The organism is Vibrio sp. STUT-A11 (genome assembly GCF_026000435.1).
Lineage (GTDB): Bacteria > Pseudomonadota > Gammaproteobacteria > Enterobacterales > Vibrionaceae > Vibrio.
Genome location: NZ_AP026763.1, coordinates 136,184 through 159,002 on the forward strand (window position 1 = coordinate 136,184; position 22,819 = coordinate 159,002).

Sequence of the window (22,819 nt, forward strand, 5' to 3'; positions counted from 1 at the left end):
TGTTTGTAAAGTTCTCAAAGTATTCATGTATTTGAATACAACTAAAAACACATTCAAGTGTTCTTGGGTTTTGCGAAAGCAAAACATATTTGAGTCCGGCAAAATCGAATGTCTCTCGCTCATTCAAATAATGAGAGACAACTTTGGTGATTTGACATCAACTCGAAACTCCTTCGGGTTGTATGGTTAAGTGACTAAGCGTACACGGTGGATGCCTTGGCAGTCAGAGGCGATGAAGGACGTATTAACTTGCGATAAGCCCAGATTAGGCAGTAAAAGCCACTTGAGTCTGGGATTTCCGAATGGGGAAACCCACTTACATAAGTAAGTATCCTGTTGTGAATACATAGCAGCAGGAGGCGAACCGGGGGAACTGAAACATCTAAGTACCCCGAGGAAAAGAAATCAACCGAGATTCCGAAAGTAGCGGCGAGCGAAATTGGACTAGCCCTTAAGCTTTATAGGCGTTAGGTGAACAAGCTGGAAAGCTTGGCGATACAGGGTGATAGCCCCGTAACTGACGACGCATATTCAGTGAAATCGAGTAGGGCGGGACACGTGATATCCTGTCTGAATATGGGGGGACCATCCTCCAAGGCTAAATACTACTGACTGACCGATAGTGAACCAGTACCGTGAGGGAAAGGCGAAAAGAACCCCTGTGAGGGGAGTGAAATAGAACCTGAAACCGTGTACGTACAAGCAGTAGGAGCACCTTCGTGGTGTGACTGCGTACCTTTTGTATAATGGGTCAGCGACTTATATTCAGTGGCAAGGTTAACCATCTAGGGGAGCCGTAGGGAAACCGAGTCTTAACTGGGCGTTCAGTCTCTGGATATAGACCCGAAACCAGGTGATCTAGCCATGGGCAGGTTGAAGATTGAGTAACATCAATTGGAGGACCGAACCGACTAATGTTGAAAAATTAGCGGATGACTTGTGGCTAGGGGTGAAAGGCCAATCAAACCTGGAGATAGCTGGTTCTCCCCGAAAGCTATTTAGGTAGCGCCTCGGACGAATACTACTGGGGGTAGAGCACTGTTAAGGCTAGGGGGTCATCCCGACTTACCAACCCTTTGCAAACTCCGAATACCAGTAAGTACTATCCGGGAGACACACGGCGGGTGCTAACGTCCGTCGTGGAGAGGGAAACAACCCAGACCGCCAGCTAAGGTCCCAAATTACTACTAAGTGGGAAACGATGTGGGAAGGCTCAGACAGCCAGGATGTTGGCTTAGAAGCAGCCATCATTTAAAGAAAGCGTAATAGCTCACTGGTCGAGTCGGCCTGCGCGGAAGATGTAACGGGGCTAAGTAGTAAACCGAAGCTGCGGCAATATACTTTTGTATATTGGGTAGGGGAGCGTTCTGTAAGCGGTTGAAGGTGTGTGGTAACGCATGCTGGACGTATCAGAAGTGCGAATGCTGACATGAGTAACGATAAAGGGGGTGAAAAACCTCCTCGCCGGAAGACCAAGGGTTCCTGTCCAACGTTAATCGGGGCAGGGTAAGTCGACCCCTAAGGCGAGGCCGAAAGGCGTAGTCGATGGGAAACGGGTTAATATTCCCGTACTTCTTACAATTGCGATGGGGGGACGGAGAAGGCTAGGTGGGCCTGGCGACGGTTGTCCAGGTTCAAGTGCGTAGGCTTGAGAGTTAGGTAAATCCGGCTCTCTTTAAGGCTGAGACACGACGTCGAGCATCTACGGATGTGAAGTCATTGATGCCATGCTTCCAGGAAAAGCCTCTAAGCTTCAGATTGTAAGGAATCGTACCCCAAACCGACACAGGTGGTCGGGTAGAGAATACCAAGGCGCTTGAGAGAACTCGGGTGAAGGAACTAGGCAAAATGGTACCGTAACTTCGGGAGAAGGTACGCTCTCGACGGTGAAGTCCCTTGCGGATGGAGCTATTGAGAGTCGCAGATACCAGGTGGCTGCAACTGTTTATTAAAAACACAGCACTGTGCAAAATCGTAAGATGACGTATACGGTGTGACGCCTGCCCGGTGCCGGAAGGTTAATTGATGGGGTTAGACTTCGGTCGAAGCTCTTGATCGAAGCCCCGGTAAACGGCGGCCGTAACTATAACGGTCCTAAGGTAGCGAAATTCCTTGTCGGGTAAGTTCCGACCTGCACGAATGGCGTAATGATGGCCACGCTGTCTCCACCCGAGACTCAGTGAAATTGAAATCGCTGTGAAGATGCAGTGTACCCGCGGCTAGACGGAAAGACCCCGTGAACCTTTACTACAGCTTGGCACTGAACATTGACCCTACATGTGTAGGATAGGTGGGAGGCTTTGAAACCAGCACGCCAGTGTTGGTGGAGCCGACCTTGAAATACCACCCTTGTAGTGTTGATGTTCTAACTTGGTCCCCTCATCGGGGATGAGGACAGTGCCTGGTGGGTAGTTTGACTGGGGCGGTCTCCTCCCAAAGCGTAACGGAGGAGCACGAAGGTGGGCTAATCACGGTTGGACATCGTGAGGTTAGTGCAATGGCATAAGCCCGCTTGACTGCGAGAATGACAATTCGAGCAGGTGCGAAAGCAGGTCATAGTGATCCGGTGGTTCTGAATGGAAGGGCCATCGCTCAACGGATAAAAGGTACTCCGGGGATAACAGGCTGATACCGCCCAAGAGTTCATATCGACGGCGGTGTTTGGCACCTCGATGTCGGCTCATCACATCCTGGGGCTGAAGTCGGTCCCAAGGGTATGGCTGTTCGCCATTTAAAGTGGTACGCGAGCTGGGTTTAGAACGTCGTGAGACAGTTCGGTCCCTATCTGCCGTGGGCGTTGGAGAATTGAAAGGGGCTGCTCCTAGTACGAGAGGACCGGAGTGGACGAACCTCTGGTGTTCGGGTTGTGTCGCCAGACGCATTGCCCGGTAGCTAAGTTCGGGATCGATAACCGCTGAAAGCATCTAAGCGGGAAGCGAGCCTTGAGATGAGTTCTCCCTGATACTTTAAGTATCCTAAAGGGTTGTCGTAGACTACGACGTTGATAGGCAGGGTGTGTAAGCGTTGTGAGGCGTTGAGCTAACCTGTACTAATTGCCCGTGAGGCTTAACCATACAACACCCAAGGGGTTTTGATGGACTCAATGAAAGAACATTGAATGTGTAAAAACGAGAATTAACAACAGCTTTCCAAGTTTTCTCTAGAAATAGAGAGTAAGAATTTGCTTGGCGACCATAGCGATTTGGACCCACCTGATTTCCATTCCGAACTCAGAAGTGAAACGAATTAGCGCCGATGGTAGTGTGGGGTTTCCCCATGTGAGAGTAGGACATCACCAGGCTTTACATTTTGGACATCTGCTTATGCGGATGATACCACTGCGGAGTGGTAGTTCAGTTGGTTAGAATACCGGCCTGTCACGCCGGGGGTCGCGGGTTCGAGTCCCGTCCACTCCGCCACTTATTCGAGACCTCAGCAGAAATGCTGAGGTCTTTTTGTTTGTGTTCAGTTAGGTTGGTCTTCGACCAATGAGTCCCGGTCGTGTGCGACCCCAGCCTCTCCGCCACTTATTAGAAAGCCTAGTCGAAAGACTAGGCTTTTGTCGTTTATGGCACATGGTTTCCCTTTCAGGGAAATCGAGTCCCGCTTGTGTGCAACCCTGCTGCTTTGCGAAGCTCTGCTACCTAGATACAAAAACGCCCAACGGATGTTGGGCGTTGAGTTGAGATAGTTGAACAAGCTAGATTAAAGAATGCGCTTTAATACTCCATCGGCTTTAAGGCGAGTGATTTTTCTTACCAGCTTTTGTACACCGAACGGATAATCTTCGACTTTTTCTAGCTGTCTGTAAGTGCAGATTAAGTGAGTGTGTTCCAAGATTCGCGAAACTTCTTCCTCGAACTTGTCAGTAAGTTGGGCGTAGTTATCTTGAATCAATAAGCCGTTCTCTAGATCAAGCGACCACGCTCTAGGGTTCAAGTTATTGCCTGTCAGCAGCATGTATCGTTTATCGACCCAAATACCTTTTAGGTGAAAGCTGTTATTGTCGTGCTTCCATAAGTGAATCGATAGCTTTCGCGCTGCTATGTTGGCTTCATTTGCTTTAGCGAAGCGACGAAGGTTCACTTCATAAAGATAAGGTAAGCCACCAATGGTCTTAAAATCTTCTTCAGGAGAAATATAGAAATCGTTGGCTATCTTATCGCCGACCACAATAGTGACTTTAACACCGCGTTTCATGGCACGTTTCACTTCACGGTGAATCGCTTTAGGAAAGTTAAAGTACGGAGTACAGATGAAGATTTCATTTTGAGCCGCCGCGAGTAACTTTACTATCTGTTGATTCAATATATTACGTCGTTTACCTAAACCAACCAGTGGGGTGACTTTTACGTCTTGTTCGGTTTCTGTCTTACTTTCGAACTGATAACTTGCTTGAGATAGTGAAGCGCGTAGTTGGCGAATAGCCGATTTGATTTCTTTTGTTTCTGGCTTGTAATGGTTAGCAAGGTCATTAACTGCTGGATGAGCGATCATCTCATTTTGAATAAATTGCGCCATTGAGTCTGCGAGAGGCTCATTGCGAATAACATGGTAGCGATCAAAGCGATACCGACCGTGATAGTTCAGATAGACATTATTGAGGCTTGCTCCGCTGTAAATGACGGTGTCATCGACAATGAAGCCTTTCAAATGCAGAACACCAAAAACTTCTCGACCACGTACGGGAATGCCATATACAGGAATTCTGTGTTGGTATTTTTGAGCGTATGCCTTATAAAGGGCTGAATTACCTTCAGAGGTTTCTGCACCAATCAAACCTCGTTGTGCTCGGTGCCAATCTACACAGATATTGATGTCCAGCCCTGGATTACGTTGCTTCGCCTCGTAAAGTGCTGTGAGTATTTCACGTCCAGCCTCGTCATCTTCCAGATATAGAGCGACTAGGTAAATTCGTGACGTTGCTTTGCTTATCGCATCCAGAAGGCGAGTTCTGAATTCTTGTGCAGAATACAGAACGTCAAAGTCCTCAGGATTTACTGCGAGGCTTGGCAACTGTTCGAATGGATTCCTACTTACTATCATATCGGTGTGAGTACCTTAATTTAGTGCAATATTGCGAACCTGATATTTTATCAAAGATATGATTTATCTGGCTACAAAAGCACGTGATTTGAAGTCTAGGATGGGATGAATTGCATTGGAATGAGATCTTTACCGCTATCAACATAGCGCTGAAAGGCCATTTTCAATGAGTTTGGGAGTTTTGAGCTATCTATGGTCTTAAAACCATGTTGAGAGTAATAAGTCTCTAAGTGCATAAAAGCAAAGCAATAATCACCATCGGTGAAAACTTTGTTTTCGCAGTGAGTCAGTAACAGATTCCCTACACCAGTTCCCCTATATTCAGGAACAACAAGCATCCCAGTTAATAATCGATAGTTCTCCACGCTCTTCATACGCAGTAGAGCTACGATAGATCCTTCATGACTTGCCGTGATGATCAGCTCATCTCTTTTCGCTCGCCCTGAGGGATAGTGTGCTTTATACAACCTCTTAATGAGAGGAAGTTTGATGGGATTTAACACTTCTATGATTAATGAGTTAGGTATTGTCACTGCGGTTAAAAGAGTTCTAAGGTAGAATGTTGACAGTTTAAGAGAATCTTATCTGGCGTTGCAAACCACTATGCAAATTAAAACAAATGCGAGCCTTAAGGCTTATCACACTTTTGGTATCGAACAGACATGTTCGTATTTAGCCGTCGTTGAGTCTGTTGACGATGTTATTCAACTTTTTCAGGAGCCTGCTTTCAAAAGCTTACCTAAGCTATTCCTGGGCAAGGGGAGTAATGTACTGTTCACTGAGCATTACGAAGGCCTGGTTATCGTCAATAGACTGCTTGGCAAAGTAGTAGTAGAGACTGACGAGCATTACTTGCTACATATCGAAGGTGGTGAAGATTGGCCTGAATTAGTTTCCTGGTGTGTTGAGCGAGGCTTAGGTGGCATAGAAAACCTAGCGCTCATCCCTGGTTGTGCAGGTTCTGCGCCAATCCAAAACATTGGTGCTTACGGATTAGAATTGAAAGACGTTTGTGACTATGTGGATATCTTAGATCTCACGACGTTTGAATCGCGACGCATGAGCGCAGATGAGTGCGAATTTGGTTATCGTGACTCTATCTTTAAGCATGCTTTGTATGGTGAATGTTTTATTTCCGCTGTTGGGCTTAAGCTGAACAAAGAATGGAAACCGATCAATCAATACGGTCCTTTGCAAAGTATTCCTACCGAAAAGTTAAGTCCAGCATCCATATTTGAACGTGTTTGCCAGATTCGCCAAGAGAAATTGCCTGATCCTGCGAAAGTGGGTAATGCAGGCAGCTTTTTTAAGAACCCAGTGATCTCGCAAGATCATTATGATCGACTGGTTGAGGCGCATCATGATCTGGTGGCGTACCCTGCAGAGAATGGAATGAAAGTTGCTGCGGGTTGGCTCATTGATCAATGTGCTCTTAAAGGGATCTCTGTTAATGGCGCGCAAGTTAACCCTTTGCAGGCATTAGTGCTGACAAACGTGGACAACTGCAGTGCGCAAGATGTACTGGCTCTGGCATCTCTCGTTAAGCAGACGGTATGGAATAATTACCAGATAGAGCTCGAGCATGAAGTTCGGTTTATCAATCGTGGTGGTGAAACCAATCTTGCTGAGATAGAGGCTGCGCAATGAGAAAAGAGCATGCAACAAAACTACATATCCTGAAAACACTCAGTGATGGCGAGTTCCATTCCGGTGAAGCCTTAGGTCATGACCTTGGTATCTCAAGAGCGGCCATTGCTAAGCATATCAAAGGCCTGAGTGAATGGGGTGTGGATATATACCGTATTCAAGGACGTGGTTATCAATTGGCTCATCCGATGCAACTGTTAGACGAGGCGAGACTCACGGATAGCTCCGAGCCAAAACTGGAGTTAATCCCTGTGATTGATTCCACCAACCAGTACTTGTTAGAGCGGGTGAATGAATCCGAAAAAGGCCGTGTTTGTGTCGCTGAGTACCAAGCTAGCGGTCGTGGCCGTCGTGGTCGCCAATGGGTTTCTCCGTTTGGCTCCAACTTATATTTGTCTATGTACTGGCGTCTTGATGCGGGGATGGCCGCAGCAATGGGCTTGAGTCTCGTTATTGGTATCGCTGCGGTTGAAGCATTAGAGGAGATGGGCATCCAAGGCGTTAAGCTCAAGTGGCCGAACGATCTCTATTATCAAGATAAAAAGCTAGCGGGCATTCTGGTAGAAATGTCAGGCCAAGCCGGTGGCGCGGCTAATCTCGTAATAGGAATGGGTCTAAACATTGGTATGCCAGATAAACAGCCTGATATTGACCAGCCCTGGACGACGCTCAATCAAGTGTGTGCTGATCTCAGCTTAGATAGAACGCAGCTTTCTTTGACGCTAATTGAGCATTGGAAGACGATATTGCTCGATTACGAAATGATGGGACTGGCAGGCTTTGTCGATCGCTGGAATCGTCTCGACAACTTCATTGGCCGCCCGGTCAAACTCTTAATGGGAGCCAGAGAAGTGAAGGGGATTGTTCAAGGTATTGATCAGCAAGGTGGTGTGGTTCTGGAAACCGAAAATGGATTGGAGACCTACATTGGTGGTGAAATTTCTTTGAGAAAAGGGGATTGAGTTATCCCCTTACTTTCGAAGAGACACCTTGTCTACCAGGTGGTTACCCCCTTTATGTAAGATCAGATGGGCTCTTTCTCGGGTAGGAAGAATATTGTGCTCTAAGTTAAGCCCATTAATACTCTGCCAGATCTCTCTTGCTTTACTTTTCGCTTCTTCAGTCGACAACTGAGTATAGTGACTAAAATAAGACCCTGGTTTGGTAAAAGCCCCTCGGCGGAACTTCAAAAATCTGTCCACATACCACTGTTCAATGGTTTCAGACTCTGCATCGACATAAATAGAGAAATCCAGGAAGTCTGAAACGAACACTCGATGGGGATCGTGTGGATAATCCATCCCGCTCTGTAATACGTTTAACCCTTCAATGATCAGAACATCAGGTCTGTCGACTTTTTTAAGCTCACCGGTAATGTCATAAGTAATGTGCGAGTAGACAGGAACTTCAAGATCAGGCTTCCCGGCTTTTACATCTGACATAAATTCAACTAAGCGTTTGATATCGTAGGATTCGGGAAAACCTTTGCGATGCATGATGCTTTTTTCTTCCAAAACTTTTTTTGGATACAAAAAGCCGTCCGTCGTCACTAAAGTTACTTTAGGATGGTTTTCCCAGCGAGAAAGTAGCGCCTTGAGAATTCGGGCTGTTGTGCTTTTACCTACCGCGACACTGCCTGCGATTCCAATGACAAAGGGAGGGGCATGTTCTTCGGTATTCAAAAACTGTTGAAGAACCGTATTGCGACTCTGGCGAGCTTGTACATACAAATTTAATAGTCGAGACAATGGCAGGTAGATTTCTACTGCCTCCTCCATGGTGAGGTTTTCATTTATGCCCTGAAGCGCAGTTAAGTCCTCTTCAGAAAGTGTCATTGGCACAGAGTTTCTTAGTTCTGCCCAGTTGGCACGGTCAAATGACAAAAATGGACTCATGGGTCTCTTTTATCCTTGGTTTCATTAAGAGCATGAACATACATCAAGCGCACTTTAAAGCAAACGACAGAGGTCGAAGTTTGCTTGAAAAAAGCAGAGTTTGTACGTTTTTGCAGCAAACAAATATAAAAAATCGAAATTTATGATTTTTTTTAAAATTCCTATTGCAACCTCGAAAATCATTCAATAGAATGCGCACCACTTATGCCGACTTAGCTCAGTAGGTAGAGCAACTGACTTGTAATCAGTAGGTCACCAGTTCGATTCCGGTAGTCGGCACCATTCTCTCCTGTTTCTTAGAAACAATTAGTAGTGAGAATGACTAGAAATTTTGGAGGGGTTCCCGAGTGGCCAAAGGGAGCAGACTGTAAATCTGCCGGCACTGCCTTCGATGGTTCGAATCCGTCCCCCTCCACCATATTCTTTAGGAAATAGCTCTCAGAGTTACGTGTTGCGGGCATCGTATAATGGCTATTACCTCAGCCTTCCAAGCTGATGATGCGGGTTCGATTCCCGCTGCCCGCTCCACTCTAATTTGAGTGCTGATATAGCTCAGGTGGTAGAGCGCATCCTTGGTAAGGATGAGGTCGGCAGTTCGAGTCTGCCTATCAGCACCAGCTCTCAAGCGCATATTTCCTTTTGATATTAGATTTACCAATAATCTTTTTTGGTTGCGTGGTCATTTGGGCCACCAAAATCCGTACCTAGAGGGACCACTCATGTCTAAAGAAAAATTTGAACGTACGAAACCGCACGTTAACGTTGGTACTATCGGCCACGTTGACCACGGTAAAACAACTCTAACTGCAGCTATCTGTACTACTCTTGCTAAAGTTTACGGCGGTGTAGCTAAAGACTTCGCATCTATCGATAACGCTCCAGAAGAGCGTGAGCGCGGTATCACAATCGCAACTTCTCACGTTGAGTACGACACTCCAACTCGTCACTACGCACACGTTGACTGTCCAGGACACGCGGACTACGTTAAAAACATGATCACTGGTGCTGCTCAGATGGACGGTGGTATCCTAGTTGTTGCTGCGACTGATGGCCCAATGCCTCAAACTCGTGAGCACATCCTACTAGGCCGTCAGGTTGGTATCCCATACATCATCGTATTCATGAACAAATGTGACATGGTTGACGATGAAGAGCTACTAGAACTAGTAGAAATGGAAGTTCGTGAACTTCTATCTGAGTACGATTTCCCAGGTGATGACCTACCAGTTATCCAAGGTTCTGCACTAGGCGCACTAAACGGCGAAGAGCAGTGGGAAGCGAAAATCGTTGAACTAGCTGAAGCGCTAGATTCATACATCCCAGAACCAGAGCGTGCAGTAGACCTACCGTTCCTAATGCCTATCGAAGACGTATTCTCGATCCAAGGCCGTGGTACTGTAGTAACTGGTCGTATCGAACGTGGTATCCTAAACGTAGGTGACGAAGTTGCTATCGTAGGTATCAAAGACACCATCACTACTACATGTACTGGTGTTGAAATGTTCCGTAAGCTTCTAGACGAAGGTCGTGCGGGTGAGAACGTTGGTGCACTTCTACGTGGTACTAAGCGTGACGAAGTAGAACGTGGTCAAGTACTAGCTAAGCCAGGTTCAATCACTCCACACACTAAATTCGAATCAGAAGTATACGTACTGTCTAAAGATGAAGGTGGTCGTCACACTCCATTCTTCAAAGGCTACCGTCCACAGTTCTACTTCCGTACAACTGACGTAACTGGTGACATCACGCTACCAGAAGGCGTAGAAATGGTAATGCCAGGCGACAACGTACAAATGACTGTTGAGCTAATCGCACCAATCGCAATGGACGAAGGTCTACGTTTCGCGATCCGTGAAGGTGGCCGTACAGTAGGTGCTGGTGTTGTTGCTAAGATCTTCGACTAATTCATAGCGAATTAGACGGATGCTTTCGGAAAATCTTGAATTAGATTTGACGAACCAGTAGCAAAAAGGGCATCATTTGATGCCCTTTTTCTGCACTCAACATAATTTTTGCTGTTTTCTTGTTCAGAAGTTGCTTGAGTGCGGAGCAAGATTAAGCAAACGGGCTTAATCTTACTAAGAGTACGCTGATTTTTTCAGCGATATGGAGTTTGCCCTGCAACAGCGGGGTTGTTGTCGTCTATATTAAGACTTGAAACAGGTTGGTTTTATGAAAGCAAATAATGCTGAAACTCCTGATAGCTCAAATGCAGCAGATACGTTTAAGTGGATCGTCGCTTTCGTATTGGCAGCTGCCGCTGTTGTGGGTAATTACCTGTATGGTGAAATGTCTGTAGTGATTCGCGCTGCAGGTGTTGTTGTTCTTATTGCAGCTGCTCTAGGCGTTGCAGCAACAACGACTAAAGGTAAAGCAGCGATCAGTTTTGCAAAAGAATCGCGTATGGAAGTACGTAAAGTTGTTTGGCCTACACGCCAAGAAACCATGCAAACAACACTGATCGTTTTAGCTGTAAGTATTGTAATGGCTCTAGTGCTATGGGGTATTGACGGAATTATGGTTCGTCTAGTAGCTCTAGCGACTGGGGTATAGAGGGTTTTAATTCATGAGTGAAGCTCCAAAAAAACGCTGGTATGTGGTTCAAGCCTTCTCTGGATTTGAAGGTCGTGTGGCTCAATCTCTGCGCGAGCATATCAAGATGCACGGCATGGAAGAGCTATTCGGTGAAGTACTGGTTCCTACTGAAGAAGTAGTAGAAATGCGCGCGGGTCAGCGCCGCAAATCTGAGCGTAAGTTCTTCCCAGGTTACGTCCTTGTTCAGATGATTATGAACGATGAATCATGGCACCTTGTACGCAGTGTGCCGCGTGTCATGGGCTTCATTGGTGGTACCTCGGACCGTCCTGCACCTATCACAGATAAAGAAGCTGACGCGATTCTTAACCGTCTTGAAAAAGCGAGCGAAGCGCCACGTCCTCGTACTATGTACGAAGCGGGTGAAGTGGTACGTGTTAATGAAGGTCCATTTGCTGACTTCAACGGTACGGTTGAAGAAGTGGATTACGAGAAGAGCCGCCTGAAAGTGTCTGTATCGATTTTTGGTCGTGCAACACCAGTTGAGCTTGAATTTGGTCAGGTTGAAAAGCTGGACTAAAACTCTTAAATAAAGAGTATAAAAAATCACCTTTTTAGGGTTGTATAAGGCGCGAATTATTACTATAATTTCGCGCCTTTTTACTTCTAGTGAAGTAAAAAGTTTCTTACACAAACGGGGAGCTGATCTGTGATTAGCGCTAGTACCCAAACTTAGGAATTATCATGGCTAAGAAAGTTGAAGCTTACATCAAGCTACAAGTTGCTGCTGGTATGGCTAACCCTAGTCCACCAGTAGGTCCTGCACTAGGTCAACACGGTGTTAACATCATGGAATTCTGTAAAGCGTTCAACGCGAAAACAGAATCTATTGAGAAAGGTCTACCGACTCCAGTAGTTATCACTGTTTACAACGACCGTTCTTTCACGTTCGTAACTAAGACTCCACCAGCTGCTGTTCTACTTAAGAAAGCTGCTGGCGTTAAGTCTGGTTCAGGTCGTCCAAACACTGAAAAAGTGGGTACTGTAACTGACGCTCAAATCCAAGAAATCGCAGAAACTAAAGCTGCTGATATGACTGGTGCTGACATCGAAGCGATGAAACGCTCAATCGCTGGTACTGCTCGTTCAATGGGCCTAGTGGTAGAGGGTTAAGATCATGGCAAAACTAACTAAGCGCATGCGCGTAATCCGCGAAAAAGTTGACGTAACTAAAGAATACGAAATCAACGAAGCTGTTGCTCTTCTTCAAGAACTAGCGACTGCTAAATTTGTTGAGTCTGTTGACGTTGCTGTTAACCTTGGCATCGATGCTCGTAAATCTGACCAGAACGTACGTGGTGCAACTGTACTACCTCACGGTACTGGCCGCGAAATCCGCGTTGCAGTGTTCACTCAAGGTGCAAACGCTGAAGCAGCTAAAGAAGCTGGCGCAGACATCGTTGGTATGGAAGATCTTGCTGAGCAAGTGAAGAAAGGCGAAATGAACTTCGACGTAGTTGTTGCTTCTCCAGATGCAATGCGCGTTGTAGGTCAACTAGGTACTATCCTAGGTCCTCGTGGTCTAATGCCAAACCCTAAAGTTGGTACTGTAACTCCTAACGTTGCTGAAGCGGTTAAGAACGCTAAAGCTGGTCAGGTTCGTTACCGTAACGACAAAAACGGCATCATCCACACTACTATCGGCAAAGCTAACTTCTCTGCAGAGCAGATCAAAGAGAACCTAGAGTCTCTTCTAATCGCTCTTAAGAAAGCTAAGCCATCTTCAGCGAAAGGCACTTTCCTGAAGAAAGTAAGCATCTCTACTACTATGGGTGCTGGTGTTGCTGTTGATCAGGCTAGCCTGAACACTCAAGCATAATTTATTTGCTTAGGTGCAAAATTAGTGTATAATTTTGCGCCTAATATTTGTGGTTGGGGCTGAACTTTGGTTCTTTGAACTGTCTCCTAGTTCGAATTGAATTAAGACCCAGTCTCCGTCCAAGACCGTAGGTGTTTGCTAATTTGTAAACTTAATTACCCTACGTAGATGGTGCCCGAACTGACAGAAAGCTCTATTTTAATAGTTAACTTTCTTCTGGGAATGCACCTCAATAGCTCTCACTGTCGTGATGATAGTGAGTGGTGTAACGACAACCAGGAGTAAATCCAAGATGGCTTTAAACCTTCAAGACAAAAAAGCAATTGTTGCTGAAGTCAACGAAGCTGCCAGTGGTGCACTTTCTGCAGTTGTAGCTGATTCTCGTGGCGTTGAAGTGGGCGCAATGACTTCTCTACGTAAACAAGCTCGTGAAGCTGGCGTTTACATGAAAGTCGTGCGTAACACTCTAGCACGTCGTGCGGTTCAGGGTACAGACTACGAGTGTCTAGTTGAGACATTCTCTGGTCCTACTCTAATCGCGTTCTCTAACGAGCACCCAGGTGCTGCAGCGCGTCTTTTCAAAGACTTCGCTAAAGAGAACAAAGACTTCGAGATCAAAGCTGCTGCATTTGAAGGCGCGCTAACTGACGCTGAAGTACTAGCGACACTACCAACTTACGACGAAGCAATCGCACGCCTAATGATGTGCATGAAAGAAGCTTCTGCTGGCAAGCTGGTACGTACCTTCGCTGCTATCCGCGATCAAAAAGAAGAAGCAGCGGCATAAGCCTTGCTTTTTACTGGTTGCTTAATAAACTTATTGTTGACTTAAAAGAGAATTGTTATGTCTATTACTAACGAGCAAATCCTAGACGCAGTTGCAGAAATGTCTGTAATGCAAGTTGTTGAACTAATCGAAGCAATGGAAGAGAAATTCGGTGTTTCTGCTGCTGCTGCTGTTGTAGCTGGCGGCGCTGCTGCAGGCGAAGCTGCTGCTGAGCAAACTGAATTCGACGTAATCCTAGAAGCTGCTGGCGGTAACAAAGTTGCTGTAATCAAAGCAGTACGCGGCGCAACTGGCCTAGGTCTTAAAGAAGCTAAAGGTCTTGTAGACGGCGCTCCAGCACCTCTTAAAGAAGGTGTTGAGAAAGCAGAAGCTGAAGCTCTTAAAGCTCAGCTAGAAGAAGCTGGTGCAACTGTTGCTATTAAGTAATTATTGCATAGTTTCTTAGCCTAACGGCTAAATGGCTGGTGGTTTTTTAACCACCGGCCTTTTTGCGCTGTAGGGTATAGGTGAATTTTCCCGCTGTTTAAGCGCCTCATACCCATGCAAAAAACATTTCATTCTATCGAAATGAAATGTCACTACAGTAAACAGCTATTTAGTCACTGTCCCTTACCCCCCTTAAGTAACTAGGAGCGGGCGGACAGTTTGGGTCACTTATCAGCGAGCTGAGGAACCCCATGGTTTACTCTTATACCGAGAAAAAGCGCATCCGTAAGGACTTTGGTACTCGTCCACAAGTTTTGGACATTCCATACCTGCTATCGATCCAGCTCGATTCGTTCGACAAATTTATCGAACAGGATCCTGAAGGTCAATACGGTCTTGAAGCTGCTTTCCGTTCTGTATTTCCAATTCAGAGCTACAACGGCAATTCTGAGCTGCAATACGTTAGCTACCGTCTTGGTGAGCCAGTTTTTGACGTTAAAGAATGTCAAATCCGCGGTGTAACTTACTCAAAGCCACTACGTGTAAAACTACGCCTAGTTATCTTTGATAAAGACGCGCCAGCAGGTACTGTAAAAGACATTAAAGAACAAGAAGTCTACATGGGTGAGATTCCACTCATGACAGACAATGGTACCTTCGTAATCAACGGTACCGAGAGGGTTATCGTATCCCAGCTGCACCGAAGCCCAGGCGTGTTCTTCGACAGCGATAAGGGTAAGACCCACTCATCAGGTAAAGTTCTATACAACGCACGTGTTATTCCTTACCGTGGTTCATGGCTTGATTTCGAGTTTGATCCTAAGGATAACCTGTACGTGCGTATCGACCGCCGTCGTAAGCTACCAGCATCGATCATTCTTCGTGCACTAGGTAAATCGTCTGAAGAAATCCTAGATATCTTCTTCGAGAAAGTGAACTTCGAAGTGAAAGACCAAACTCTACTGATGGAGTTGGTTCCAGATCGTCTACGTGGTGAAACTGCGTCATTCGACATCGAAGCTGATGGTAAAGTTTACGTAGAGCAAGGTCGTCGCGTAACGGCTCGTCATATCCGCCAACTAGAGAAAGATGGCGTTGATCACATCGAAGTACCTGTTGAGTACATCGTTGGTAAAGTTGCATCGAAAGATTACATCAACGAAGCAACAGGCGAGATCATTGTTAATGCTAACCAGGAAATCAGCCTGGAAGCACTAGCGAACCTATCTCAGGCTGGCCACAAAGCACTAGAAGTTCTGTTTACGAACGATCTAGACCACGGTCCATTCATGTCAGAAACACTACGCATCGACAGCACGGTTGATCGTATTTCTGCGCTGGTAGAAATCTACCGCATGATGCGCCCTGGTGAGCCGCCAACAAAAGAAGCTGCAGAAGCACTATTCGAAAGCCTATTCTTCTCTGAAGAGCGTTACGATCTATCGACTGTTGGTCGTATGAAGTTCAACAGCTCTATCGGTCGTGAAGATGCTCAAGAGCAAGGCACACTTGACGAAACTGATATCGTTGAAGTGATGAAGAAGCTTATCGCGATCCGTAACGGTATCGGTGAAGTGGACGATATCGACCACTTGGGTAACCGTCGTATCCGTTCTGTAGGCGAAATGGCTGAGAACCAATTCCGCGTAGGTCTAGTACGTGTTGAGCGTGCAGTTAAAGAGCGTCTAAGTCTAGGCGACCTTGACGCAATCATGCCTCAAGACTTGATCAATGCGAAGCCAATTTCTGCAGCAGTTAAAGAATTCTTTGGCTCTTCACAGCTTTCACAGTTCATGGACCAAAACAACCCACTATCAGAAGTCACGCACAAGCGTCGTATTTCTGCATTGGGTCCTGGCGGTCTGACTCGTGAACGTGCTGGCTTCGAAGTTCGAGACGTACACGTAACTCACTACGGCCGTCTATGTCCTATCGAAACGCCTGAAGGTCCAAACATCGGTCTGATCAACTCTCTATCTGCGTTTGCGCGTTGTAACGAGTACGGTTTCCTAGAGACTCCATACCGTCGCGTTGTAGATGGTGTTGTGACAGACGAAGTAGATTACCTATCTGCAATCGAAGAAGGCCAATTTGTTATCGCTCAGGCTAACGCTGCGTTAACTGAAGAAGGTACGTTTGCAGATGAGCTGATCACAGCTCGTCAAAAAGGTGAATCTGGTCTACACCCTCGTGAGCACGCTCAGTACATGGACGTTGCGACAAACCAGGTTGTATCTATCGCTGCATCGCTTATCCCGTTCCTAGAACACGATGATGCGAACCGTGCATTGATGGGTGCGAACATGCAACGTCAGGCAGTTCCAACACTGAAAGCTGACAAACCGCTTGTTGGTACTGGTATTGAACGTAACGTAGCCGTTGACTCAGGTGTAACTGCAGTAGCGAAACGTGGTGGTGTAATCCAGTCTGTAGATGCTTCTCGTATCGTTGTTAAAGTGAACGAAGAAGAGCTGGTACCTGGCGAAGCGGGTATCGACATCTACAACCTGACTAAATACACACGTTCTAACCAGAACACATGTATTAACCAGCGCCCATGTGTGATGCCAGGTGAACCTGTATCACGCGGTGACGTACTTGCTGATGGTCCATCAACAGACCTTGGTGAGCTAGCGCTTGGTCAAAACATGCGTATCGCGTTCATGCCTTGGAACGGTTACAACTTCGAAGACTCGATCTTAGTATCAGAGCGCGTAGTTCAAGAAGACCGCTTCACGACTATCCACATTCAAGAACTGACTTGTGTGGCACGTGATACTAAGCTGGGCTCTGAAGAGATCACAGCGGATATTCCAAACGTAGGTGAGTCTGCTCTGTCTAAACTGGACGAGTCAGGTATCGTTTACATCGGTGCTGAAGTTAAGGGTGGCGACATCCTGGTTGGTAAAGTAACACCTAAAGGTGAAACTCAGCTAACGCCTGAAGAGAAGCTACTACGTGCGATCTTCGGTGAAAAAGCATCGGATGTTAAAGATACGTCACTACGTGTACCTAACTCTGTATCAGGTACGATCATCGACGTTCAAGTCTTCACTCGCGATGGCGTAGAGAAAGACAAGCGTGCGCTTGAAATCGAACAGATGCAGCTTAAAGAAGCGAAGAAAGACCTAACTGAAGAATTCCAGATTCTTGAGGGTGGCCTTCTAAACCGTGTGAAAGCGGTTCTGATTGAAGGCGGTTACTCTGAAGCGAAACTAGAGTCTACTGATCGTAAGAAGTGGCTAGAGCTAACGCTGGAAGATGACGCACTACAAACTCAGCTAGAGCAACTTGCTGAGCAGTGGGACGAGCTAAAAGCTGACTTCGATAAGAAGTTCGAAACTAAGCGTCGCAAGATCACTCAAGGTGATGATCTGGCACCTGGCGTACTGAAGATCGTTAAGGTTTACCTAGCGGTTAAACGTCGCATCCAGCCTGGTGATAAGATGGCCGGTCGTCACGGTAACAAGGGTGTAATCTCTAAGATCAACCCTGTTGAAGACATGCCATACGATGAAAAAGGTCAGCCTGTAGACATCGTGCTTAACCCACTGGGTGTACCTTCGCGTATGAACATCGGTCAGATCCTGGAAGTTCACTTAGGTCTGGCTGCGAAAGGTATCGGTGACAAGATCAACCAGATGGTTAAAGAGCAGCAAGAGCTAGCGAAATTCCGCGAGTTCCTGCAAAAAGTTTACGATCTAGGCGACACTCGCCAGAAAGTAGACGTTGCTTCTCTTTCTGATGATGAAGTACGTACACTGATCAAGAACCTGCGTGGCGGTCTACCAATCGCGACGCCAGTATTTGACGGTGCTTCTGAGCCTCTAATCAAAGAGCTGCTAAAACTAGCAGACCTACCAGAATCTGGTCAGCTAACGCTGTTTGATGGTCGCACAGGTGATGCGTTTGAGCGTCCTGTAACGGTTGGTTACATGTACATGCTGAAACTGAACCACCTTGTTGATGACAAGATGCACGCTCGTTCAACTGGTTCGTACAGCCTAGTAACTCAGCAACCACTTGGTGGTAAAGCTCAGTTCGGTGGTCAGCGTTTCGGTGAGATGGAAGTATGGGCACTGGAAGCATACGGTGCAGCTTATACTCTACAAGAAATGCTAACTGTTAAGTCGGATGACGTTAACGGCCGTACTAAGATGTACAAGAACATCGTAGACGGAAGCCATAGCATGGAACCTGGTATGCCAGAATCGTTCAACGTATTGTTGAAAGAGATCCGCTCGCTAGGTATCAACATCGAGCTAGAAGACGAAGAGTAATCCCTTTCTCATTTGAGAAAAGTGATTATCTGGTAGAAAGCAGCTAGCGCTTGGCTGGCTGCTTTTAACTCCTTACAGGAGCTGATTGTGAAAGACTTATTAAACTTTCTAAAAGCACAGCATAAGACCGAAGAGTTTGATGCAATCAAAATCGGTCTATCTTCACCAGACATGATCCGTTCATGGTCTTTCGGTGAAGTTAAAAAACCTGAAACGATCAACTATCGTACGTTCAAACCTGAACGCGATGGTCTGTTCTGTGCGCGTATTTTTGGTCCAGTTAAAGACTACGAATGTCTTTGTGGTAAATACAAGCGCTTGAAGCACCGTGGTGTTATCTGTGAGAAGTGTGGTGTAGAAGTTACACAAACTAAAGTTCGTCGTGACCGTATGGGCCACATTGAGCTTGCTTCACCAGTAGCTCACATCTGGTTCCTAAAATCGCTACCGTCTCGTATCGGTCTACTAATGGATATCCCTCTACGTGATATCGAACGTGTTCTTTACTTCGAAATGTACGTAGTAACTGAACCAGGTATGACGGATCTAGAAAAGAGTCAGATGCTTACTGAAGAGGAGTATCTGGACCGTCTAGAAGAGTGGGGCGACGAGTTCACTGCTAAGATGGGTGCAGAAGCTATCAAGGACCTACTAGGTTCTATGGATATGCACGCCGAAGCTGAACAAATGCGCGAAGAGCTAGAGTCTACAAACTCTGAAACTAAGCGCAAGAAAGTCACTAAGCGTCTTAAACTGGTAGAAGCGTTCATCGCATCGGGTAACAACCCAGAGTGGATGATCCTGACTGTTCTTCCAGTACTTCCGCCAGATCTACGCCCTCTAGTACCACTAGATGGCGGTCGTTTTGCGACTTCTGATCTGAACGATCTATACCGTCGTGTGATCAACCGTAACAACCGTTTGAAGCGTCTTCTAGAGCTAGCAGCTCCGGACATCATCGTACGTAACGAAAAACGTATGCTGCAAGAGTCTGTTGATGCGCTACTGGATAACGGTCGTCGTGGTCGTGCGATCACAGGTTCGAACAAGCGTCCTCTGAAATCTCTTGCTGATATGATCAAGGGTAAACAAGGTCGTTTCCGTCAGAACCTTCTAGGTAAACGTGTAGACTACTCTGGCCGTTCTGTAATCACAGTAGGTCCATACCTTCGTCTACACCAGTGTGGTCTTCCTAAGAAGATGGCACTTGAACTATTCAAACCATTCATCTACAGCAAGCTAGAGACTCGTGGTCTTGCGACTACAATCAAAGCTGCTAAGAAAATGGTAGAGCGTGAAGAAGCGGTTGTTTGGGATATCCTGGACGAAGTAATCCGTGAACACCCAGTACTATTGAACCGTGCACCGACACTTCACCGTCTAGGTATCCAGGCGTTCGAACCAGTACTAATCGAAGGTAAAGCGATTCAGCTACACCCACTTGTTTGTGCGGCGTACAACGCGGACTTCGATGGTGACCAAATGGCGGTTCACGTACCTCTAACTCTAGAGGCACAGCTTGAAGCTCGTACTCTGATGATGTCGACAAACAACATTCTGTCGCCAGCGTCAGGCGATCCGATCATCGTACCTTCTCAGGACGTTGTATTGGGTCTTTACTACATGACTCGTGAAAAGATCAACGTGAAAGGTGAAGGCATGTACCTTTCTGGCCCAGCAGAGGCTGAGAAAGCATACCGCACTAAACAAGCTGAACTTCACGCACGCGTTAAAGTACGTATTACTGAAACAGTCGTAGACGAAGACGGCAACAGCACTACATCTACTGGTATGGTTGATACCACTATCGGTCGTGCAATGCTTTGGCAAATCGTGCCATCTGGTCTGCCGTACAGCATCGTTAACCAAAAGCTAGGTAAGAAACAAATCTCTAACCTACTTAACGAGGCGTACCGTAAGCTAGGTTTGAAAGACACGGTAATCTTCGCTGACCAAATCATGTACGCAGGTTTTGCTTACGCAGCACTATCTGGTGTATCGGTTGGTATCGACGATATGGTTGTACCGCCAGCTAAGTACACTGAAATCGCAGAAGCGGAAGAAGAAGTACGTGAAATCCAGGAACAGTACCAATCTGGTCTTGTTACTGCGGGCGAACGCTACAACAAAGTGATCGATATCTGGGCATCGACCAACGACCGCGTTGCGAAAGCAATGATGGAGAACCTGTCATCTGAAACGGTAATTAACCGTGACGGTGAAGAGGAACAACAAGAGTCGTTCAACAGCATCTACATGATGGCCGACTCAGGTGCTCGTGGTTCTGCAGCACAGATTCGTCAGCTTGCTGGTATGCGTGGTCTGATGGCACGTCCAGATGGTTCAATCATCGAAACGCCGATCACTGCGAACTTTAAAGAAGGTCTAAACGTACTTCAGTACTTTATCTCAACGCACGGTGCTCGTAAGGGTCTTGCGGATACGGCACTGAAAACAGCGAACTCGGGTTACCTAACTCGTCGTCTAGTAGACGTTGCTCAAGACGTTGTTGTAACTGAACATGACTGTGGCACTCACGAGGGTGTTGACATGATGCCTCATATCGAGGGTGGTGATGTTAAAGTTGCACTTTCTGAGCTAGCTCTAGGTCGTGTTGTTGCTGAAGACGTTCTAAAACCTGGTACTGAAGATGTTCTTATTCCACGTAACACCCTGATCGATGAGAAGTGGTGTCAAATCATGGAAGAGAACTCAGTAGACAGCATGAAAGTACGTTCTGTTGTTACTTGTGATTCTGACTTCGGTTGTTGTGCACAGTGTTACGGTCGTGACCTAGCACGTGGTCACCTAGTGAACCAAGGTGAAGCAGTAGGCGTTATCGCTGCTCAGTCTATCGGTGAGCCGGGTACACAGCTTACGATGCGTACGTTCCACATCGGTGGTGCGGCATCGACAGCAGCAGCTGAAAACAGCGTTCAAGCGAAGAACAACGGTTCTATCAAGCTACACAACGCTAAATCAGTAGTGGCAGATGACGGTAAGATCGTTATCACCTCTCGTGCGACTGAACTAACCATCATCGATGAGTTTGGCCGTACTAAAGAGAAGCACAAACTGCCTTACGGTACACTACTAAGCAAAGGCGACGGTGACACAGTTCAAGCTGGTGAAACGGTAGCTAACTGGGAAGCGCACACACTACCAATCATCACTGAAGTAGCGGGTCGCATCCAGTTCGTAGATATGATCGACGGTGTAACAGTTTCTCGCCAAACAGATGACCTAACAGGTCTATCTTCAAGCGAAGTAACTGACGCAGCAGCGCGTCCATCTGCAGGTAAAGATATGCGTCCAGCTATCAAACTTGTTGATGAGCAAGGTAACGATGTAATGATCCCTGGTACTGATATGCCAGCTCACTACTTCCTGCCTGGTAAAGCGATTGTAAACATCGAAGATGGCGCAGCAGTAGGCGTAGGTGCAACACTTGCACGTATTCCTCAGAAATCTGGCGGTAACAAAGATATCACCGGTGGTCTTCCACGCGTTGCTGACCTGTTCGAAGCTCGTAAGCCTAAAGAGCCTGCGATCCTTGCTGAACACACAGGTACAGTTAGCTTCGGTAAAGAGACCAAAGGTAAGCGTCGTCTAGTGATCACTCGCGACAGCGGTGAAGCATACGAAGAGATGATTCCTAAGCATCGTCAGCTTAACGTTTTCGAAGGTGAGAAGGTTGAGCGTGGTGATGTCATCGCTGATGGTCCAGAGTCTCCACATGACATCCTACGTCTACGTGGCGTACACGCGGTAACTCAGTACATCGCTAACGAAGTACAAGAAGTTTACCGTCTACAAGGCGTTAAGATTAACGATAAGCACATTGAGACTATCGTTCGTCAAATGCTACGTAAGTGTACTATCACATTTGCTGGTGATTCTGAGTTCCTACCTGGTGAGCAAGTAGAATACTCACAAGTTAAGATTGCTAACCGTAATCTAGAAGCTGAAGGTAAAGAGCCTGCGCGTTTCGAACGTGAACTTCTAGGTATTACTAAAGCGTCTCTAGCGACTGAGTCGTTCATCTCTGCGGCATCGTTCCAGGAGACAACTCGCGTACTAACAGAAGCTGCAGTTTCTGGTAAGCGTGATGACCTTCGTGGTCTGAAAGAGAACGTAATTGTTGGTCGTCTGATCCCAGCTGGTACTGGTTTCGCATACCATCAAGAGCGTCAAGCTAAACGTACTGAAGCGCAAGAAGGCCCGTCTGCTGAACAAGCAACGGATAACCTGGCAGCACTTCTAAACGCTGGCTTCTCTTCTGAAGAATAAGCTTCTGACGAGTTATCGTTAAGAATGAAAAAAG

14 protein-coding genes, 5 tRNA genes and 2 rRNA genes are annotated in these 22,819 nt (G+C 46.6%); 18 read left to right on the top strand and 3 right to left on the bottom strand.

Annotation, left to right across the window (positions count from 1 at the left end; translation table 11 throughout):
- The first annotated feature begins 184 nt into the window (after positions 1-184).
- The 3 genes from OO774_RS00650 to OO774_RS00660 all read left to right on the top strand — a co-directional run bounded on the left by OO774_RS00650 (position 185) and on the right by OO774_RS00660 (position 3,419).
- Positions 185-3,074: ribosomal RNA gene (locus OO774_RS00650) — 23S ribosomal RNA — on the top strand.
- A 110-nt stretch (positions 3,075-3,184) separates the two neighbouring features.
- Positions 3,185-3,301 (top strand): 5S ribosomal RNA (gene rrf / locus OO774_RS00655).
- Between the two features lie 41 nt (positions 3,302-3,342).
- A tRNA-Asp gene (locus OO774_RS00660) sits at positions 3,343-3,419 on the top strand.
- A gap of 286 nt (positions 3,420-3,705) precedes the next feature.
- On the opposite strand, the gene pssA is transcribed toward OO774_RS00660, so the two are convergent.
- Both pssA and OO774_RS00670 read right to left on the bottom strand, forming a co-directional pair.
- The gene (pssA, locus tag OO774_RS00665) at positions 3,706-5,046 is read right to left on the bottom strand and encodes a CDP-diacylglycerol--serine O-phosphatidyltransferase (protein WP_264903779.1); all 1,341 of its coding nucleotides are present in this window, start codon (positions 5,044-5,046) and stop codon (positions 3,706-3,708) included.
- Positions 5,047-5,141: 95 nt separating this feature from the next.
- Entirely contained in the window at positions 5,142-5,549 is a 408-nt protein-coding gene (locus tag OO774_RS00670; protein WP_264906033.1) for a GNAT family N-acetyltransferase, read from the bottom strand.
- 100 nt (positions 5,550-5,649) lie between these two features.
- Here OO774_RS00670 and murB point away from each other — a divergent pair, with 100 nt between their 5' ends.
- Together murB and birA are read left to right on the top strand one after the other, a co-directional pair.
- A complete protein-coding gene (murB, locus tag OO774_RS00675; RefSeq protein ID WP_264903780.1) occupies positions 5,650-6,693 on the top strand; it encodes a UDP-N-acetylmuramate dehydrogenase in 1,044 nt (347 codons plus the stop codon).
- Positions 6,690-7,655 (top strand): bifunctional biotin--[acetyl-CoA-carboxylase] ligase/biotin operon repressor BirA, encoded by a 966-nt coding sequence (gene birA, locus OO774_RS00680; protein WP_264903782.1) that lies wholly within the window; start codon positions 6,690-6,692, stop codon positions 7,653-7,655. Before murB ends, birA begins: the two co-directional genes overlap by 4 nt.
- A 9-nt stretch (positions 7,656-7,664) precedes the next feature.
- Here the strand turns inward: birA and coaA are convergent, their stop codons facing one another.
- Positions 7,665-8,588, bottom strand: a complete 924-nt coding sequence (coaA, locus tag OO774_RS00685; RefSeq protein ID WP_264903783.1) for a type I pantothenate kinase — start codon at positions 8,586-8,588, stop codon at positions 7,665-7,667.
- 206 nt (positions 8,589-8,794) lie between these two features.
- On the opposite strand from coaA, the gene OO774_RS00690 reads away from it, so the two are divergent.
- The 13 genes from OO774_RS00690 (at position 8,795) to rpoC (ending at position 22,785) form a co-directional block, all read left to right on the top strand.
- Positions 8,795-8,870 (top strand) — tRNA-Thr (locus tag OO774_RS00690).
- Positions 8,871-8,921: 51 nt separating this feature from the next.
- Positions 8,922-9,006, top strand: a tRNA-Tyr gene (locus OO774_RS00695).
- A gap of 35 nt (positions 9,007-9,041) precedes the next feature.
- A tRNA-Gly gene (locus tag OO774_RS00700) sits at positions 9,042-9,116 on the top strand.
- Positions 9,117-9,129: 13 nt separating this feature from the next.
- Positions 9,130-9,205: transfer RNA gene (locus OO774_RS00705), tRNA-Thr, on the top strand.
- 102 nt (positions 9,206-9,307) lie between these two features.
- Positions 9,308-10,492 carry an elongation factor Tu gene (gene tuf, locus OO774_RS00710; RefSeq protein WP_264903785.1) on the top strand — a complete coding sequence of 395 codons (1,185 nt, stop codon included), beginning with the start codon at positions 9,308-9,310 and terminating at the stop codon, positions 10,490-10,492.
- A 268-nt stretch (positions 10,493-10,760) separates the two neighbouring features.
- Entirely contained in the window at positions 10,761-11,141 is a 381-nt protein-coding gene (gene secE, locus OO774_RS00715; RefSeq protein ID WP_264903787.1) for a preprotein translocase subunit SecE, read from the top strand.
- Positions 11,142-11,154: 13 nt separating this feature from the next.
- Positions 11,155-11,703: a transcription termination/antitermination protein NusG gene (nusG, locus tag OO774_RS00720; RefSeq protein WP_005384681.1), complete on the top strand. Its 549-nt coding sequence runs from the start codon at positions 11,155-11,157 to the stop codon at positions 11,701-11,703.
- A 164-nt stretch (positions 11,704-11,867) separates the two neighbouring features.
- Complete coding sequence (gene rplK, locus OO774_RS00725) at positions 11,868-12,296, top strand: 50S ribosomal protein L11 (RefSeq protein ID WP_008078231.1); 429 nt, start codon at positions 11,868-11,870, stop codon at positions 12,294-12,296.
- Between the two features lie 4 nt (positions 12,297-12,300).
- Positions 12,301-13,002 (top strand): 50S ribosomal protein L1, encoded by a 702-nt coding sequence (rplA, locus tag OO774_RS00730; RefSeq protein WP_014233286.1) that lies wholly within the window; start codon positions 12,301-12,303, stop codon positions 13,000-13,002.
- A gap of 292 nt (positions 13,003-13,294) precedes the next feature.
- Positions 13,295-13,789: a 50S ribosomal protein L10 gene (gene rplJ / locus OO774_RS00735; protein ID WP_264903874.1), complete on the top strand. Its 495-nt coding sequence runs from the start codon at positions 13,295-13,297 to the stop codon at positions 13,787-13,789.
- 57 nt (positions 13,790-13,846) lie between these two features.
- Positions 13,847-14,215 carry a 50S ribosomal protein L7/L12 gene (gene rplL, locus OO774_RS00740; RefSeq protein ID WP_264903876.1) on the top strand — a complete coding sequence of 123 codons (369 nt, stop codon included), beginning with the start codon at positions 13,847-13,849 and terminating at the stop codon, positions 14,213-14,215.
- Positions 14,216-14,466: 251 nt separating this feature from the next.
- The gene (gene rpoB / locus OO774_RS00745) at positions 14,467-18,495 is read left to right on the top strand and encodes a DNA-directed RNA polymerase subunit beta (RefSeq protein ID WP_264903879.1); all 4,029 of its coding nucleotides are present in this window, start codon (positions 14,467-14,469) and stop codon (positions 18,493-18,495) included.
- Between the two features lie 87 nt (positions 18,496-18,582).
- Positions 18,583-22,785: a DNA-directed RNA polymerase subunit beta' gene (rpoC, locus tag OO774_RS00750; protein ID WP_264903880.1), complete on the top strand. Its 4,203-nt coding sequence runs from the start codon at positions 18,583-18,585 to the stop codon at positions 22,783-22,785.
- Positions 22,786-22,819: the final 34 nt, after the last annotated feature.

What these genes read in the sequence shown, in the direction of transcription:
- pssA (WP_264903779.1), bottom strand. Translation starts at nt 5,046, where the DNA reads ATGATAGTAAGTAGGAATCCATTCGAACAGTTGCCAAGCCTCGCAGTA.
- murB (WP_264903780.1), top strand. Translation starts at nt 5,650, where the DNA reads ATGCAAATTAAAACAAATGCGAGCCTTAAGGCTTATCACACTTTTGGT.
- birA (WP_264903782.1), top strand. Translation starts at nt 6,690, where the DNA reads ATGAGAAAAGAGCATGCAACAAAACTACATATCCTGAAAACACTCAGT.
- coaA (WP_264903783.1), bottom strand. Translation starts at nt 8,588, where the DNA reads ATGAGTCCATTTTTGTCATTTGACCGTGCCAACTGGGCAGAACTAAGA.
- tuf (WP_264903785.1), top strand. Translation starts at nt 9,308, where the DNA reads ATGTCTAAAGAAAAATTTGAACGTACGAAACCGCACGTTAACGTTGGT.
- secE (WP_264903787.1), top strand. Translation starts at nt 10,761, where the DNA reads ATGAAAGCAAATAATGCTGAAACTCCTGATAGCTCAAATGCAGCAGAT.
- nusG (WP_005384681.1), top strand. Translation starts at nt 11,155, where the DNA reads ATGAGTGAAGCTCCAAAAAAACGCTGGTATGTGGTTCAAGCCTTCTCT.
- rplK (WP_008078231.1), top strand. Translation starts at nt 11,868, where the DNA reads ATGGCTAAGAAAGTTGAAGCTTACATCAAGCTACAAGTTGCTGCTGGT.
- rplA (WP_014233286.1), top strand. Translation starts at nt 12,301, where the DNA reads ATGGCAAAACTAACTAAGCGCATGCGCGTAATCCGCGAAAAAGTTGAC.
- rplJ (WP_264903874.1), top strand. Translation starts at nt 13,295, where the DNA reads ATGGCTTTAAACCTTCAAGACAAAAAAGCAATTGTTGCTGAAGTCAAC.
- rplL (WP_264903876.1), top strand. Translation starts at nt 13,847, where the DNA reads ATGTCTATTACTAACGAGCAAATCCTAGACGCAGTTGCAGAAATGTCT.
- rpoB (WP_264903879.1), top strand. Translation starts at nt 14,467, where the DNA reads ATGGTTTACTCTTATACCGAGAAAAAGCGCATCCGTAAGGACTTTGGT.